The following is a 16369-nucleotide window of genomic DNA, read 5'->3' on the forward strand; positions in this document are numbered from 1 at the left end:
CATCAGCGGGTTGGTCATCGACGGGTCGTCGCCCTCGTTGTGGCCGCGGCGGCGGTAGCAGACGAGGTCGATGACGACGTCCTTGTTGAACGCCTGGCGGTACTCGAAGGCGAGCCGCGCGACCCGCACCACGGCCTCCGGGTCGTCCCCGTTGACGTGGAAGATCGGCGCCTGGATCATCCGGGCGACGTCGGTCGAGTAGAGCGACGAGCGGGAGTACTCCGGGGCGGTGGTGAAGCCGACCTGGTTGTTGACGACCACGTGCACCGTGCCGCCGGTGCGGTATCCGCGCAGCTGCGACAGGTTCAGCGTCTCGGCGACCACGCCCTGGCCGGCGAACGCCGCGTCGCCGTGGATCAGCAGCGGCAGGACCGTGTAGCCCTCGAGCTTGAGGTCGATCTTGTCCTGCTTGGCCCGCACGATGCCTTCCAGCACCGGGTTGACCGCCTCCAGGTGGGAGGGGTTGGCCACGACCGAGACGGTGGTGGCGTGCTCGCCGTCCGGGTGCGTGTACTTGCCGGTCATGCCCAGGTGGTACTTCACGTCGCCGGAGCCGTGCGCGGACTTGAGGTCCAGGTGCCCCTCGAACTCGAAGAAGATCTTCTCGTAGGGCTTGCCGACGATGTTGGCCAGCACGTTGAGCCGGCCGCGGTGGGCCATGCCGATGACCACCTCGTCGAGCTCGCCCTCGGCCGAGTTCTGCAGGATCTCGTCGAGCAGCGGGATCAGCGACTCGCCGCCCTCCAGCGAGAAGCGGCGCTGCCCGACGTACTTCGTCTGCAGGAACGTCTCGAAGGCCTCCGCCGCGTTGAGGCGGTTGAGGATGTGCTTCTGCTCCTCGGGCGTGGGCTTCTCGTAGGGCTTCTCGACCCGCTCGGCGATCCAGCGCCGCTCCTCGGGGTCCATGATGTGCATGTACTCCACGCCGACCCGCCGGCAGTAGGAGTCGCGCAGCACGCCGAGGACGGCCCGCAGCTTCATCTTCTGCTTGCCGGCGAACCCGCCGACGGGGAAGACGCGGTCGAGGTCCCACAGGGTCAGGCCGTGCTCGAGGACGTCGAGGTCCGGGTGCCGGCGGATGCGGAACTCCAGCGGGTCGGTGTCGGCCATGAGGTGGCCGCGCACGCGATACGCGTGGATGAGCTCGACGACCCGGGCCGCCTTGTCGATCTGCCCCTCGGAGGTGCGGGCGACGTCGCGGACCCAGCGCACCGGCTCGTACGGGATGCGCAGCGCGGTGAAGATCTGGTCGTAGAACCCGTGGTCGCCGAGCAGCAGCTCGTGCATGACCTTGAGGAACTCGCCGGACTGGGCGCCCTGGATGATCCGGTGGTCGTAGGTGCTGGTGAGCGTGATGATCTTGCTGATGCCGAGGTCGGCTAAGGTCTCGTCGGACATCCCGGCATACGGCGCGGGATACTCCATCGCGCCGACGCCGATGATCGCGCCCTGCCCGGTCATGAGCCGCGGCATGGAGTGCACGGTGCCGATGCCGCCCGGGTTGGTCAGCGACACGGTCGTGCCGGCGTAGTCGTCCATGGTGAGCTCGCCCCGCCGGGCGCGGCGCACGGTGTCCTCGTAGACCGACCAGAACTGGCGGAAGTCCATGGTGTCGGCGGCCTTGATGCTCGGCACCACCAGGGCGCGCGAGCCGTCCGGCTTGGCCAGGTCGATCGCGATGCCCAGGTTGACGTGCTCGGGCTGGACCAGGTTGGGCTTGCCGTCGACCTCGGCGAAGCTGTTGTTCATCTCCGGGTGCGCGGCCAGGGCGCGGACCAGCGCGTATCCGATCAGGTGCGTGAAGCTCACCTTGCCGCCGCGACCGCGGGTCAGGTGGTTGTTGATCACGATCCGGTTGTCGGACAGCAGCTTGGCCGGCACGGCGCGCACGCTCGTGGCGGTGGGCACCTCCAGGGAGGCGTCCATGTTCTGCACGATCCGGGCGGCGACGCCGCGCAGCGGGACGTGCTTCGCGCCGCCGACGGGGGCGGGGGTCTCCTTGGTCGGCGCGGGCTTGGTGGCGGGTACGGCCTTCTTCTCGACCTTCTCGGCCGGCTTCTCGATCACCTTGGCCGGGGCGGCCTTCGCGGCCGCGGGCTTCGCGGGCGCGGGTGCCGACTGAGCCGCGACGGTGGACGCCTGGGTGGCGTCCGGGGCGGGCTTGTAGTCGGCGAAGAAGTCGTGCCACGCGGAGTCCACACTGGCCGGGTCGGCGAGGTACCGCTGGTACATGTCCTCGACGATCCACTCGTTCGGGCCAAAACCCGCCAGCGGATTCTCCTGCGAGTTGGTCGCTTGGGTCGACACGGCTGTTGATCGCCTCTTCCAAACGCGAGTGTTCTAGGGGTTACGGATGTCCGGGTCCAGGCTACGCGCTGTCTAACGGTCGTTCGTCGCCGACGCCGCCGTGAGTGACCCGCTAGACGTCCACCCTTACAACTGTGGCCGCCCGTGGGCGGCCACAACTGTCCAAGATCTTGCACTCGTGAAATTGCCGAACTCTTGAGGCCCTACCCGATGTCGCGCCGGCGCGTGATCAGCGTGCCGATGCCGCCGAGCACCACCGCGTAGCCGACCAGCACCACCACACCGACCCAGCGGCCGGGCAGGTTGACCTGGTCCAGCTGGCCGGAGAGCCCTCCGACCACGTGCTCGGAGGCCAGCGGCGGCACGTAGACCGCGGCCTGCCACACCCAGTCCTCCTTGATGAGGAACTGGCGGACGAGCGTGATGACGACGAGGGACGCGTAGGTGCCGATGGTGTAGAGCACGGCGGCGGTGATGGTCGCGCCGAGCTGGCTGCGCAGCAGCACCCCGATGCCGATGCCGAAGACCGCCCACAGGATGTACACCAGGAGGTTCAACAACATCGCCTGCTGCACCTCCCAGTGGCCGAGGCCGTTGCCGTAGCCCTCGGCGGCGAAGAAGATCACGCCGACGACCAGGTCGATCACGGTGGCGACCAGCCAGAAGGCCAGCGCCATGGCGGCCCCGGTGATCAGCTTGGCCACGATGACCCTGGTCCGCTTCGGCGTCGCCAGGAAGGTCGCCGTCGCCGTCTGGTGGTAGAACTCGTTCGTGATCAGCAGGATCGCCAGCAGCATCACCATCATGAGGCCGAAGAACTGGCCCGACGTGTAGATGTTGGCGGCGTTGCGGTCCACCTGCATGTCCCGGGGCATGTCGCCGTGGCCCAGGTCCGTGGCGGCCTGGGCGGTGTTGATCAGCAGTGCAAGGCCGATGAAGACCAGCGAGCACAACATGAAGATCCACCACATGTTCGTGGTGCGCAGCTTGAGCAGCTCGCTGCGGATGAGCCGGATCATCGGATGGCCGCCTTTCCCTGGGTCAGCTCGAGGAACACGTGCTCCAGGTCGGGGCGCTCGGCGACGAGCTCGTGCAGCTCGACGCCCGCCTGCAGGGCCAGCCGGCCGACCGCCGCCGCGTCCAGGCCGGCGACCAGGTGCGCGCCGTTGCCGTTGGGGTTGATCACGCCGCCCGCCTCGCGGACCGCGGTGACCAGCTCCTGGATGTTCGGCGTGCGGACCCGCACGGCGCTCTGCGTCGAGCCCTGGCCGATGATCTTGTCGACCGGGCCCTGGGTGACCAGGCGGCCGGCCGCGATGATGACCACGTCGTCGGCGAGGATCTCCATCTCCGACAGCAGGTGGCTGGAGACCAGCACCGTGCGCCCCTGCTGGGCCAGGCCCTGCAGCAGCCCGCGCATCCAGCGGATGCCCTCGGGGTCCAGGCCGTTGGCCGGCTCGTCGAGGATCAGCACCTTCGGGTCGCCCAGCAATGCCTGGGCGATGCCGAGCCGCTGCTTCATGCCCAGCGAGTAGCCGCGGAACTTGCGCTTGGCCGCCGGGGTCAGCCCGACCAGCTCCAGCACCTCGTCGACCCGCGCGGCCGGGAAGCCGCCCGCGGCCGCGACGCAGCGCAGGTGGTTGCGGGCCGAGCGGCCCTTGTGTGCCGCGGATGCCTCGAGGATCGCCCCGACCAGGCGCAGCGGCTCGTCGACGTCGGCGTAGCGGTGCCCGCCGATCGTCGCGGTGCCGGCGGTCGGGGTCACCAGGTTGAGCACCATGCGTAGCGTGGTGGTCTTGCCTGCGCCGTTCGGGCCGAGGAAGCCGGTGACCCGGCCCGGCTCGACCACGAACGACAAATTGTCCACGGCTCTGACCTTGCGGTACTGCTTCGTCAGGCCGGAGACGACGATCTGCCCTTCCGACAACGCGCCGCTCCTTTCCCTCGGGGATGCGGTGAATGCGCCAATATGGCACGGCCGGACAACTCTCGTGTTACCGGTCTGTCACCCGGATCACGTGCTTGAGGCCTGACCACGTCTGGTCGATTGCGCACACCTTGACGTCGACCCGGCCGTTGGCCAGGGCGAACGCCCGCACGACGTTCTCGTCGAGATCGGTCGTCAGTCCCGAGGCGCGCTTCGGCCAGGCCACCCAGAGCGCGCCGGCCGGCGGGGTCAGCCGGTGCAGCGGCGCCCAGCGGCGGCGCAGGCGGGCGAGATCCGGACAGAAGAGTACGATGACGTCGTATAGGCTCGCGGTGCTGCGCCGGTGCAGCGTCACGTCGGCCGGCAGCTCGCGCAGTTCGAAGCCGGCCGGTGCGCCGTCGAGCAGCACGCGATGTCCCGCGTTGACACCGAGCTTCTTGGGCAACGGTGTGCCTGAATATCCCACCATGGCTGACCACGGTATCGACAGTTCATCCGCAGGCCATCAGGGAAACCAGTCAACGTCAGCCATCCGCAGGTCTCGACGCTTAGACCGAACGCATGACGATTCTCGCCGTCGCCGCCGGCCCGCAGGACCTGGGCGACTTGCAGCGCTACACCCTGCTGGTGGCCACCGACGGCGCCCAGGTCCGGGCCGCACAACGGCTCCGCCACGACGTCTTCGCCGGTGAGCTGGGCGCCACCCTGCACAGCCCCGAGCCCGGACTCGACGTCGACGCCTTCGACGAGTTCTGCGACCACCTGATCATCCGTGAGGATCTCACGGGCGAGGTCGTCGGCACCTACCGCATGCTCCCGCCGGAGCGTGCCGCCGCGGCCGGCGGCCTCTACGCGGAGACCGAGTTCGACCTCTCCGGCCTGGCCCAGCTGCGTGGCGGCCTGGTGGAGACCGGCCGCTCCTGCGTGCACCCCGACCACCGCAGCGGCGCCGTCATCAACCTGATGTGGGCCGGCATCGCCCGGTACATGCACCTGCACGGCCACCGCTGGCTGGCCGGCTGCGCGTCGGTCCCGCTGGCCGACGGCGGCGTGACCGCCGCGGGCGTGTGGGACCTGGCCCAGCGCAAGCACCTGGTGCCGCCGGCCTGGCGGGTGCGCCCGCGCAACCCCTGGATCGCCGACGTCGAGCCCCCCGCCAAGATCGACGTCCCGCCGCTGCTCAAGGGCTACCTGCGGCTGGGCTCCTGGGTGGGCGGCGCGCCGGCCCACGACCCGGACTTCGACTGCGCGGACTTCTACGTCCTGCTGTCCCTGGACCGGATCAACCCGCGGTACATGCGCCACTTCCTCGGACAGGAGTGAGCTCCATGGCTGTCATGGACACCCTCTGGCTGCCCCGCTCGACCTGCGGCATCGACTGCCTGCCCCAGCCGGCCGCCAGCACCGTGTCGCGCCTGGTCATGGCGAAGCGGATCGTGTTCACCGGTGTCGTGCTCCTCTTCGCCGCGCTGTCGGTGCCGGTGCTCGCCCTGCTGCCGCAGCGCCATCTGGTGCGCGCCCAGCGCCGCCTGGCCCGGGCCGTCCTCGCCGGCCTCGGCATCCGCCACTCGGCGAGCGGCAAAATCCCGCAGTCCGGCGCCCTGCTGGTCGCCAACCACGTCTCCTGGCTCGACGTCATCGTGATCCTGGCCCATGCCCCGGCCCGCCTGCTGGCCAAGCGTGAGGTCCGGTCCTGGCCGCTGATCGGCCGGCTGGCCGCCACGCTGGGCACGGTGTTCGTGGACCGCTCCCGGCCGAAGAGCCTGCCGGCCACGATCGCCGAGGTGAGCCGCAACATCGCGGCCGGCGGCGTGGTGGCCGTGTTCCCGGAGGGCACCACGTGGTGCGGGCGCATGGGCGGGACCTTCCGCCCGGCGATGTTCCAGGCGGCGGTCGATGCCGGTGTGCCGGTGGTGCCGGTCCGCCTCACCTTCGCCCAGGGCGGGGTCGTGTCCACGGTGGCCGCCTTCATCGGCGACGAGTCGCTGCTGACCTCGCTCAAGCGGGTCGTGGCGGCGCGGGACCTGTCCATCGCCCTGCGGGCCCACCCGAAGCTGCACCCGGCCCCGTGCGAGTCGCGCACCCATCCCCGCCGCGTCCTGGCGCGGGCCGCCGCCGCCGTCGTGGCCGGCTGATCGCCTTTCCGTTCCTCGAAAGTCGGACGTACCGGGCAGAAATGCTCGATATGTCCGACTTTCTGCTATGTCGCAATGTGTCTCGAAGCTCAGTCGCGATGTATCGCGTTTTGCGCTACAGTCGTGTCATGACCGCGTGGAGCATCAGTGAGCCGGAGCGGCTCACGCTGGAGGGGGACGTCACCGATCTCAGCGTGTCCCTGGTGGCGGGCCGCCTCAACGTCGTCGGGGCCGACGGGCCGGCCCGGGTCGAGGTGTCGCACATCGGGGATCGGCCGGTCAGCGTGACCTTCGAGGGTGGCGTCCTCACCGTCGCCCACGAGTTCCCCAAGGGCTGGCCCGGGTTCATGTGGTGGCTGTTCAGCCCCCGGTACAAGGTTGACGTCTCGGTCGTCGTGCCCGTGGCGGCCGCGGTCCGGCTCCGCGTCGCGTCGGGCACCGTGATCGCGTCCTCGCTGCGCAACGGGGCCACCGTCGACGTCACCAGCGGGCGGATCACGCTGCTGGGCATCGACGGGCGGGTGGCCGGCAAGGTGGTGTCCGGCTCGATCGAGGCGCTGACGCTCGGGGGCGAGGTCGACCTGGAGACGGTCTCGGGGGAGATCGTGGTCGCGGACTCCACGGCGGGGCGGGTCAGTGCGCGTACGATCACCGGCTCCGTGACGTGCGACCTGGACAACCCGCCGGCGGGCACCGAGGTCCAGCTGGACACGGTGTCGGGGGAGATCACGGCGCGGGTGCGGGAGGACAGCGACCTGCGGGTGAGCCTCAACGCGATCTCCGGGCACGTGGTCAACGCGTTCCCCGAGCTCGACCAGCACTCGAAGAACGTCGTGACCGGCCGGCTGGGGACCGGCACGGGCGGGCGTCTGGCCGCCAATGCGACATCTGGCACGATCTCGTTGTTGCGCCGGCCCGTGGACGACGAGGAAGCAGGCGGCGCATGAGCGGTCGCAGCGCAGCGGAGGTGACGGTATGAGCGCGGTGTTCAGCCATGGGCGGCTTCGGTTGTACCTGTTGAAGCTGCTCAACGAGGGTCCGCGCCACGGCTACGAGCTGATCCGCCTGCTGGAGAACCGGTTCCACGGCCTCTACGCGCCGTCGGCCGGCACGATCTACCCGCGGCTGCAGCGCATGGAGGCCGACGGCCTCATCACGCACACGGCCGAGGGCGGGCGCAAGGTCTACGAGATCACCCCGGCCGGCGTCGAGGAGCTGCAGCGCCGGGCCCGCGAGCTCGAGTCCCTCGAGGCCGACATCAACGCCTCGCTGGCCGACCTGTCCACCCTGGCCGACGAGGTCGAGCAGGGCGTGCGCGGCTCGGTGCGCGACCTCAAGCGCGAGCTGAAGGAGGCCAGCCGCCAGGTGCGCAGCGCGCCGCCGGGGCCGGCCTCGTTCGGCTGGCGGTATCCGCCCCGCCCCGGCGCGGCCGGCACCCGCCCGCCCGAGCCGCCCGCCGCCGACGTGGCCCGCGAGCTGGAGGAGAAGGCCGCCCAGCTGCTCGCCGAGGTGCGCCGCCTGGCCCGCGCCGGCCGCGCCGGCCAGGAGACGATGCGGGCCACCCTCGTGGTGTTGGACGGCGCGATCGACCAGGTGAGACGCTTGCTGCGATAGCTGACCGTTTGCTAGGAAATCGCTGGCGCTACCTGCGCCCAGGAACTTCCCAGGCAACCACCAGCCCTACTCCAGCGGAGGGCGGAAAGATATGCACATGGGGGTACGAGGCGGCGTCGCACAATCCGGGGGTGCACCGTCGCCAGGCGTGGCGCAGGCTGAGGCGAGGCTGCTCGTGGTCGAGGACGACCCGAATATCCGCGAGCTCCTCTCCGCCAGCCTGCGCTTTGCCGGTTTTGCGGTTGACGCGGTGACCACCGGTAGCGAGGCGGTCACCGCGGCCCGCGAGTCCAAGCCCGATCTCGTGGTGCTCGACGTGATGCTGCCCGACCTCGACGGCTTCGAGGTGATCCGGCGGCTGCGCGAGGGCGGCGTGCGCCTGCCCGTGGTCTTCCTGACCGCCCGCGACGGCACCGAGGACAAGGTCCGCGGCCTCACGCTCGGCGGCGACGACTACGTCACCAAGCCCTTCAGCCTGGAGGAGCTCACCGCCCGGATCCGGGCCGTGCTGCGGCGCACCGCGGGCGATCCGGGGCCGAACCGGCTGGTCTTCCACGACCTGGAGCTGGACGAGGAGACCCACGAGGTGAGCCGGGCGGGACAGACCATCGCGCTGTCCCCGACCGAGTTCAAGCTGCTGCGGTACCTCATGCTGAACGCCGGCCGGGTGCTGTCCAAGGCTCAGATCCTCGACTTCGTGTGGAACTACGACTTCCGGGGCGACGACAGCATCGTGGAGTCGTACATCTCGTACCTGCGGCGCAAGGTGGACATCGCGGAGCCGCGCCTGATCCACACGCTGCGCGGCGTGGGCTACGTCCTGCGCCTGCCTGTCTGATCCGGAGTCTTTTCGGTGCGGTTCATTGCCGACGTACCGCTGCGGGTCAAGCTCGTCGCAGCGGTGCTGACGCTCGTCACCATGGCCCTGCTCGTCATCGGCGTGGCCAGCGCGCTCGTCATGCGCAGCTCGATGATCGACAAGGTCGACAGCCAGCTGCGGACGCTCGCCGGCACCGTCGACCTGCGCCGGCTACCCCAGCAGAACGACTCCCAGATCCCGAGCCCCTACGTCTTCTTCTGGCTCGGCACCCGCAACGGCGAGCCGGTCATCTTCTCCACCGGCCAGCAGGACGTCAACGCCAACCCGCCGCTGCCCACGACGTCCGACGACCTGCTGGCGAAGGTGGACGAGCCCTACACCGTGCGGGCCCCGGGCACCCACGAGCGATGGCGCGTGCTCATCACCCAGCGCGACGGCACGTACGTCGGCGCGGCCGAGAACCTCTCGATGATCGACAACGCGGTCGACGAGCTGGTCGCCGCCGAGCTGTTCATCGGCGCCGGCGTGCTCGTCGTGATCGCCGCGGTCGGCGTCACCATCGTGCGCACCAGCCTGCAGCCGCTGCGCGAGATCGAGCGCACCGCGGCGGCGATCGCGGCCGGCGACCTCACCAAGCGCGTGCCCGAGAGCCCGCCGGAGACGGAGATGGGCCACCTGGCCGACGCGCTGAACACGATGCTCGGCCAGATCGAAGGGGCGTTTCGCATCCGGGAGGCATCCGAGGACCGGATGCGCCAGTTCATCGCGGACGCCTCCCACGAGCTGCGCACGCCGCTCACCACGATCCGGGGCTTCGCGGAGCTGTACCGCCAGGGTGCCGCCCGCGCGCCGGAGGAGACCGGGGCGTTGCTGCGCCGGATCGAGGACGAGGCGTCCCGGATGGGCCTGCTCGTCGAGGACCTGCTGCTGCTCGCCCGGCTGGACCAGGAGCGCCCGCTCAGCCTGGCCGACATGGACCTGCGCGTGATCGCCAGCGACGCCGTGGCCGCGGCCCGGGCGGTCGCCCCCGACCGCGAGATCGCGCTGGACCTCGAGCGCGACGAGCCGATCGAGGTCAACGGCGACGAGGCCCGGCTGCGCCAGGTGGTCGGCAACCTGATGACCAACGCGCTGACCCACACCCCGGCCGGGACGCCGGTCGAGCTGCGGTTGCGCCGGGACGGCACCGACGCGCTGATCGAGGTGGCCGACCACGGCCCGGGCCTGACCGACGAGCAGGCGGCCCGGGTGTTCGAGCGGTTCTACCGGGTAGACAAGGCCCGCACGCGGCGGCAGGCCGGCGGCTCGCACAGCGGCAGCGGGCTGGGCCTGGCCATCGTGGCGGCGCTGGTCCTCGTGCACGGTGGCACGGTGTCGGTGTTCGTCACGCCGGGTGGCGGAGCTACCTTTCAGGTTCGCCTTCCCCTCACAGCCGGTTCCCAGGCCGCTCCCGGTGGCCCGCAAGCTGCCATCGGCAAGCTCAAATCATGAGCGAAGAGCAGGGATGGGTGCCGGAGCCGGCCGCGCAACCGCAGCACATGCCCACCAACCACGTACCGCCGCACGTGCCGCACATGCAGCACCCCCCGCAGTGGTACCTGCCGTCGGCACCCGTCGTGCCGCCGGCCGTCCCCGCCCCGCTCAAGCGCCACAGCCTCGGCAAGGGCGTCGCGGCGGTGCTCGCCGCGGTCGCGCTCTCGATCACCTCGGCCATCGGCGGCGGCGTCGCCGCCCTGGAGCTGCGCCCGTCCACCCCCGGCAGCAGTGTGATCACCGCGCAGAACTCCAGCTCGAAGTCCGGCACCTCCAGCCTGGCCGATGTGGCCGCCGCGGTGACGCCGAGCGTGGTCTCCATCAACACCGGCTCCGCCGTCGGCTCCGGCGTGATCATCACCGAGGACGGCGCGATCCTCACCAACGCCCACGTGGTCGCGACCGCCCGCGGCACCACGGTCCAGATCACCTTCTCCAACGGCAAGACCGCCACCGCCGAGATCGTCGGCACCGACCCGTCGACCGACCTGGCCGTGGTCAAGGTGACCGGTGGCGGCACGTTCACCCCGCTCGCCTTCGCCGACAGCGCGAACGTCCACGTCGGCGACACCGTCCTGGCCGTGGGCAGCCCGCTGGGCCTGCAGTCCTCGGTGACCTCGGGCATCGTGAGCGCCCTGAACAGGACCATCGACGAGAGCTCCGAGAGCCGCGCCGCCGCGGGCCCGAAGATCACCGGCGCCATCCAGACCGACGCCGCCATCAACCCGGGCAACTCGGGCGGCGCGCTGGTCAACACCTCGGGCCAGCTGATCGGCATCAACACCGCGATCGCCACGTCGGGCTCGGCGGCCGGCAACATCGGCGTGGGCTTCGCCATCTCGAGCAACACCGCGAAGGCCGTCGCTCAGCAACTGCTCGGCTGACGGCGGCGCAAGGCTGGTTCCCTCCCAGGAGAGAGGCGGCGCACCTGGCGGGGTGCGCCGCCGCTCTTTGCCCAGCGGTCATTTTCAATGTTTTGGCGCGCCTAACCATGACTTTTCGGACATATGCCGGGGCATATGTCCGAAAAGTCGTGACGCGCTGGCGTTTCGTCAAGATCCGCCGGTCCGCGGACGTCAGTCGGCCCAGCCGAAGGAGCGTTCGACGGCGCGCAGCCACAGGGCGTGGCCGCGGTCGCGCGCCTCGGCCGACATCGACGGCTCCCAGCGCCGGTCGATGTGCCACTTCGCGCGCAGCGCGTCGGTGTCCGGCCAGAAGCCCACCGCCAGCCCCGCCGCGTAGGCCGCGCCCAGCGCCGTCGTCTCCGCCACCGTCGGCCGGACCACGGGCACGTCGAGGACGTCCGCCTGGAAGCCCATCAGCAGGTCGCTCGCGGTCATCCCGCCGTCGACCTTGAGCGTCTCCAGCGGTACCGCAGACTCGGCCATCATCGCGTCGACCACGTCCTTCACCTGCCACGCGGTCGCCTCCAGCGCCGCGCGGGCCAGGTGACCCTTGGTGACGTAGCCGGTGAGGCCGGTGATCACGCCGCGGGCGTCCGGGCGCCAGTGCGGTGCGAAGAGGCCGGCGAAGGCCGGGACGATGTAGCAGCCGCCGTTGTCCTCGACCGTGGCGGCGAGGTCGTTGATCTCGGGGGCGGAGGCGATGAGGCCGAGGTTGTCGCGCAGCCACTGGATCAGCGAGCCGGTGATCGCGATCGAGCCTTCCAGGGCGTAGACGGGGTCCGCGTCGCCGATGCGGTAGCCGACGGTGGTGACGAGGCCGCGCTCGCTGGGGACCGGGCGGGCGCCGGTGTTCAACAACAGGAACGAGCCCGTGCCGTACGTGCACTTGGCCTCGCCCGGCGCGAAGCACGCCTGCCCGAAGAGGGCGGCCTGCTGGTCGCCCAGCGCGCTGGCCACGGGCACGCCGTGCAGCATGGTGCGCGCCTCGCCGTACACGTAGGACGACGAGCCGATCTCCGGGAGCATCACGCGCGGGATGCCGAACGCGGCGAGCAGTTCGTCGTCCCAGTCCAGCGTGGTGAGGTTCATGAGCATGGTGCGGCTGGCGTTGGTCACGTCGGTGACGTGCCGGCCGGTCAGCTTCTCGATCAGCCAGGTGTCCACGGTGCCGAAGCGGATCTCGCCGGCCTCGGCGCGTTTGCGCAGCCCGGGGATGTGGTCGAGCAGCCAGGCGACCTTCGGGGCGGCGAAGTACGTGGCCAGCGGCAGGCCGCAGCGCTCGCGGAAGCGGTCGGGGCCCGCGTCGCCGGCGAGGCTGCGGATGAGGGCGTCGGTGCGGGTGTCCTGCCAGACGATGGCGGGGTGCACCGGCTCGCCGGTGCGGGCGTCCCACAGGATGGTGGTCTCGCGCTGGTTGGTGATGCCGATGGCGGCGACGTCGGCCCGGGAGAGGCCGGCCTGGTCCAGGGCGCGGGTCGACACCGCCTGGACGTTGTGCCAGATCTCGACCGGGTCGTGCTCGACCCAGCCCGGACGGGGGAAGCTCTGCCGGTGTTCGCGCTGGTCAAGCGCCACGATGGCGCCGTCGGCGTCGAACACGATCGCACGGGTGGAGGTCGTGCCCTGGTCGATGGCGAGGATGTACACGGTGCCATCTTCGCCGAAGCATTGTCACGTTCGGGACGCAACCTTCCCGCGGCGCTGATTCCCGCTTAGAGTCCGTGGCCGAAACCGTGCCCGAACAGGAGCGACAGTGGCCGTCATCGAGACGCGCGTCAGTGTCTGGGAGGCCCTTGCCGGGCGTGCCCCAGGGGTACCGCTCGGCCCCGCCGACGTGGGGCTGTGGCACGCCGTGTCGGACCGGCTCAACCCGGCCCGGGCCCGGCCGGTGCTGCGCGAAGGCGTCGAGGCGGTCACGCTGACGTCGGCCCGCGGCGTCGAGTACGTGATGCTCCGCTCGCCCGACAGCGGGGAGTCGAGCTACCTGCGGCTCACGCCCGAGGAGTTCCGGCTCGCGCAGCTCATGGACGGCAGCCGCACCGTGGCCCGGCTGGTCGCCGAGTTCGCGCGGATCTCCGGCCGGCTCGCCCCGGACCAGGTCACCCGGGTCGTGGCCGACCTGGCCGGCAACCGGATGCTCGGAGAGCTGCCGGTCGACGCGTTCCACCGGTTGCAGCGGGTTCACCGGCGGCCGTGGCCGGTCCGGCTCGGCAAGGGCCTGCTCGCCACCGCGCAGGGGCGCCGGGTGGTGCTGGCCAAGGTCGACCCGTTCGTCACGTTGCTCTACAAGGCGGGCGGGCGGCTGTTCTTCACCCGCGTGTTCGCCGTGCTCGCCGGCCTCGTCGCGCTGGCCGGGCTGGGCGTGTTCGGGTGGAACTGGTTCCGCGCCGACCAGTCCGTCTTCCTCACCAACGACTCCTACTTCGCCGGCGCCCTCGTGCTGCTCGTCCTCAACGTGCTGGCGCTGGCCTGCCACGAGCTGGGTCACGCGCTGGGCGCCAAGCATGCCGGGCGCCGCGTTCCCGTGGCCGGCTTCCTGGTGTACTTCGGGATCCCCTCCGTCTTCGTGGACACCACCGACGTGTGGATGGCCGGCCGGCGCGCCCGCATCGTGACGACCGTCGCCGGCCCGGCCACCGGCCTGGTGCTGGCCGGCGCCTGCCAGCTCGTCGGCGCGTTCTTCCCCGAGCTGCAGCCGTGGACGTTCAAGCTGGCCTTCGCGTGGTACCTCAACGCGCTGTTCAACCTGAACCCGTTCATGGCGCTCGACGGCTACTACCTGCTGATGGACTGGCTGGAGGTGCCCAACCTGCGGGCCCGGGGCCTCGCCTGGGTGCTGGCCCGCCTGCGCCGCCGCCCGCCGCGCTTCGCCGATCTCGACCGCGAGGGGCGCCTGGTCGCGCTCTACGGCATGCTCGCCGTCGTCTGGATCGCCATCGCGGTCAACCTGATCTACCGGGTGTACACCGACCGCGTGGCCGGCGTGGCGACCGGCCTGTGGCACGCGGGCTGGCTGGGCCGGGGCCTGCTGGTCGTGATCTGCGCCGCGCTGCTGGCCCCGGTGGTGTACCTCTTCTTCGGCTGGCTGCGCCGCCGCGGCCGCCGCCTGCGCGACCGCCTCGGCGAGCGCAAGCTGGTGCGCGACGAGCCGCGCCGGTTCGCCGCGCTGAGCTCCTCGGCGCTGTCCAGCCTGTCGCCGGAGGTCCTGGCCAAGCTGGCCCAGAACGCCCGCTGGGTGCACCCGCGCACCGGTGAGCAGCTCGTCTTCGCCGGCGCCGCCCAGCCCGCGGTCTACGTCGTGGTCGACGGCGCACTGGAGGCCCGCCGCCCCGGCGACCCGACCGGCACGGTCCGCGAGCGGGTCGGCCGCGGCGGCGTGGTCGGCCTGGCCAACGCGCTGACCGGCGCCCCGGCGGCGCTGGCCTGGCTGACCGCGGGCACCACGCTGCTGTCCATCCCGGCCTCGACGGTCGCCGCGGCCGTCGGCCCGCTGCCCGGCCCGCCGCCGGTCGAGCGGGACGAGCTGGAGCGGCTCATGGGCGAGACGCCGGCGCTGCAGAACCTGGGCCCCGATGACCGCCTCGGCCTGCTCACCCGGGCCCGGCCCATGCACCTCGGCCCCGGCGAGCCGGTCGTGCTGCGCGGGGGCGATGACGCGCTCGTCGTCGAGTCGGGCTCGCTGCAGCTGCCCGAGGGCGCCGAGCTGCACCGCGGGTCGATGATCGGGCCCTTCGGCGACGGCTCGCCCGGCCAGGTCGCCACCGCCCGCACCCCGGCCCGGGCCTGGCTGCTGCCCGCGGTGGCCGGCCTGCCGCTGCTGCTGGGCCGCTCGCCCGACACCATCCCGGCGGGCGGGCGCCGGCCGATGTCGGGCGCGCACCCGCCGTCGGTCTACCCGCCGCTGGCCGCGCCGCCCGGCCCGCCGCCCCCGGCCGACGACAGCCTCGACCGCCGCTTCGAGCGCCGCTTGTGGTGGCTGCTCATCCTGCTGCTGCTTTTCGCGGTGTTCCTGACCGGCGCCAACCTGTTCACCGGCCCGGTGTGGGCGGAGATGCCGAATGACAGCGCCCTGGTCACCGTCACGCGGGGCGGCGCGGTCGTCCGCGTCGGCGGGCAGGAGCACGCGCTGGGCCGCGGCGACAAGTATTACGTGCAGCACGGCGACGCGCTGCGGGTCAACGCCAAATCCACGGCCACCATCACGTTCCGCGGCGGCAGCGCCACGGTCGTGTGCGCCGGCGCCGACGTCTCCATCGGCGACCTCGTGAGCGGCCAGCAGGCGCCGATCGAGCCGGCCGCCGCACTGACGCTCGGCGGGGGCCGCCTCCTGGTCGACACGACCAGCACGACCACGGCCTTCAAGCCGCTGCGCCTCACCGTGGGCGACGTGCGCAACGATGGCCCGGCCCGCTTCGCGCTCTCCGCCGGCGACGACCCGGAGGTCGGCCGGGGCGTGGTGCAGCTGGCCGGCGAGGTCGTCCCGCCCTCCAGCGGGGCCAACCTGACCTGCGGCGACGGGGTGGCGCTGCCCAAGCCGGGCGGCACCCCGACGGTCCAGCCGTCGCCGACCGACACGCCGTCGCCGATGCCGTCGCCGAGCGACTCGGCCTCGGCCTCCCCGTCGGAGTCCCCGACCGACCCGGTCGCGACGACCACGGACGCGACCCCGACCCCGACGCGCACCCGCACGCCAACCCCGACCCGCACGACGGCGGGACCGCCGCCCCCGACCACCGCGGGCCCCCCGCCGACCACGACGACCGCACCGCCGCCGCCGAAGGACACGACGGTTCCCGTGGTGCGCTTCCCGACGCCCAACCCGAACACGATTTACCCGTCAAATTGCCGATATGGTGCGCCCGGGCCCACTTCGACAGCCATCAACGTCGATGCGGTGGACTCGTTCGATCCATCGTCATCGCTGACGGTGACCGTGACCAGCAGTGTCAAGTCGGTCTCGGTCAAGTACGCGAAGGGGAGCACGTTCACCGGCACCTTGGGCGGCCTGACGCTGACCACCAGCCAAGACATCACATTGACCGCGCAGGCCGTCGACCCAGCCGGTAACCGGTCGCGAAGCGCATCCACCGTCGTCCACTACAGCTACCTCTGCAACGTGGGTTAAGGA

Annotated in this window: 13 protein-coding genes; 8 read left to right on the forward strand and 5 right to left on the reverse strand. The window is 71.4% G+C overall.

The features are described 5' to 3' along the window. The 4 genes from AB0M46_RS43045 to AB0M46_RS43060 form a co-directional block, all read right to left on the reverse strand. A partial coding sequence (locus AB0M46_RS43045) for a multifunctional oxoglutarate decarboxylase/oxoglutarate dehydrogenase thiamine pyrophosphate-binding subunit/dihydrolipoyllysine-residue succinyltransferase subunit (protein WP_363345881.1) occupies positions 1–2307 on the reverse strand: 2307 nt, incomplete at its 3' end. Between the two features lie 203 nt (positions 2308–2510). After that, positions 2511–3326, reverse strand: a complete 816-nt coding sequence (locus AB0M46_RS43050; protein ID WP_363345883.1) for an ABC transporter permease — start codon at positions 3324–3326, stop codon at positions 2511–2513. Further along, the gene (locus tag AB0M46_RS43055; RefSeq protein WP_363345885.1) at positions 3323–4234 is read right to left on the reverse strand and encodes an ATP-binding cassette domain-containing protein; all 912 of its coding nucleotides are present in this window, start codon (positions 4232–4234) and stop codon (positions 3323–3325) included. The genes AB0M46_RS43050 and AB0M46_RS43055 overlap by 4 nt, the downstream gene beginning before the upstream one ends. 67 nt (positions 4235–4301) lie before the next feature. After that, positions 4302–4703, reverse strand: coding sequence for a DUF3052 domain-containing protein (locus AB0M46_RS43060; protein ID WP_363345887.1), 402 nt, complete (start codon positions 4701–4703; stop codon positions 4302–4304). A 92-nt stretch (positions 4704–4795) separates the two neighbouring features. Between AB0M46_RS43060 and AB0M46_RS43065 the strand changes: the two genes are divergently transcribed. From AB0M46_RS43065 to AB0M46_RS43095, 7 genes are all read left to right on the forward strand, one after another. Next, positions 4796–5557, forward strand: coding sequence for a GNAT family N-acyltransferase (locus tag AB0M46_RS43065; protein ID WP_363345889.1), 762 nt, complete (start codon positions 4796–4798; stop codon positions 5555–5557). Positions 5558–5562: 5 nt separating this feature from the next. Next, positions 5563–6369 (forward strand): lysophospholipid acyltransferase family protein, encoded by an 807-nt coding sequence (locus AB0M46_RS43070; RefSeq protein WP_363345891.1) that lies wholly within the window; start codon positions 5563–5565, stop codon positions 6367–6369. A gap of 128 nt (positions 6370–6497) precedes the next feature. Continuing rightward, complete coding sequence (locus AB0M46_RS43075; protein WP_363345893.1) at positions 6498–7316, forward strand: DUF4097 family beta strand repeat-containing protein; 819 nt, start codon at positions 6498–6500, stop codon at positions 7314–7316. Positions 7317–7344: 28 nt separating this feature from the next. After that, entirely contained in the window at positions 7345–7983 is a 639-nt protein-coding gene (locus AB0M46_RS43080) for a PadR family transcriptional regulator (RefSeq protein WP_363345895.1), read from the forward strand. Between the two features lie 148 nt (positions 7984–8131). Continuing rightward, positions 8132–8821 carry a response regulator transcription factor gene (locus AB0M46_RS43085; protein WP_344613221.1) on the forward strand — a complete coding sequence of 230 codons (690 nt, stop codon included), beginning with the start codon at positions 8132–8134 and terminating at the stop codon, positions 8819–8821. A gap of 15 nt (positions 8822–8836) precedes the next feature. Then, positions 8837–10294, forward strand: a complete 1458-nt coding sequence (locus AB0M46_RS43090) for a HAMP domain-containing sensor histidine kinase (protein WP_363345897.1) — start codon at positions 8837–8839, stop codon at positions 10292–10294. Then, the gene (locus AB0M46_RS43095; protein ID WP_363345899.1) at positions 10291–11220 is read left to right on the forward strand and encodes a trypsin-like peptidase domain-containing protein; all 930 of its coding nucleotides are present in this window, start codon (positions 10291–10293) and stop codon (positions 11218–11220) included. The genes AB0M46_RS43090 and AB0M46_RS43095 overlap by 4 nt, the downstream gene beginning before the upstream one ends. Before the next feature lie 192 nt (positions 11221–11412). Here the strand turns inward: AB0M46_RS43095 and glpK are convergent, their stop codons facing one another. Further along, positions 11413–12888 carry a glycerol kinase GlpK gene (gene glpK / locus AB0M46_RS43100; RefSeq protein ID WP_363345901.1) on the reverse strand — a complete coding sequence of 492 codons (1476 nt, stop codon included), beginning with the start codon at positions 12886–12888 and terminating at the stop codon, positions 11413–11415. Positions 12889–12994: 106 nt separating this feature from the next. On the opposite strand from glpK, the gene AB0M46_RS43105 reads away from it, so the two are divergent. Then, positions 12995–16366, forward strand: a complete 3372-nt coding sequence (locus tag AB0M46_RS43105; protein WP_363345903.1) for a cyclic nucleotide-binding protein — start codon at positions 12995–12997, stop codon at positions 16364–16366. Positions 16367–16369 lie beyond the last annotated feature (3 nt).

Source organism: Dactylosporangium sp. NPDC051485, assembly GCF_040682015.1.
Lineage (GTDB): Bacteria > Actinomycetota > Actinomycetes > Mycobacteriales > Micromonosporaceae > Dactylosporangium.

Bases quoted from the DNA above. Each gene is read 5' to 3' on its own strand.
- AB0M46_RS43050 (WP_363345883.1), bottom strand. From the start codon at position 3,326: ATGATCCGGCTCATCCGCAGCGAGCTGCTCAAGCTGCGCACCACGAAC.
- AB0M46_RS43060 (WP_363345887.1), bottom strand. From the start codon at position 4,703: ATGGTGGGATATTCAGGCACACCGTTGCCCAAGAAGCTCGGTGTCAAC.
- AB0M46_RS43065 (WP_363345889.1), top strand. From the start codon at position 4,796: ATGACGATTCTCGCCGTCGCCGCCGGCCCGCAGGACCTGGGCGACTTG.
- AB0M46_RS43070 (WP_363345891.1), top strand. From the start codon at position 5,563: ATGGCTGTCATGGACACCCTCTGGCTGCCCCGCTCGACCTGCGGCATC.
- AB0M46_RS43075 (WP_363345893.1), top strand. From the start codon at position 6,498: ATGACCGCGTGGAGCATCAGTGAGCCGGAGCGGCTCACGCTGGAGGGG.
- AB0M46_RS43080 (WP_363345895.1), top strand. From the start codon at position 7,345: ATGAGCGCGGTGTTCAGCCATGGGCGGCTTCGGTTGTACCTGTTGAAG.
- AB0M46_RS43095 (WP_363345899.1), top strand. From the start codon at position 10,291: ATGAGCGAAGAGCAGGGATGGGTGCCGGAGCCGGCCGCGCAACCGCAG.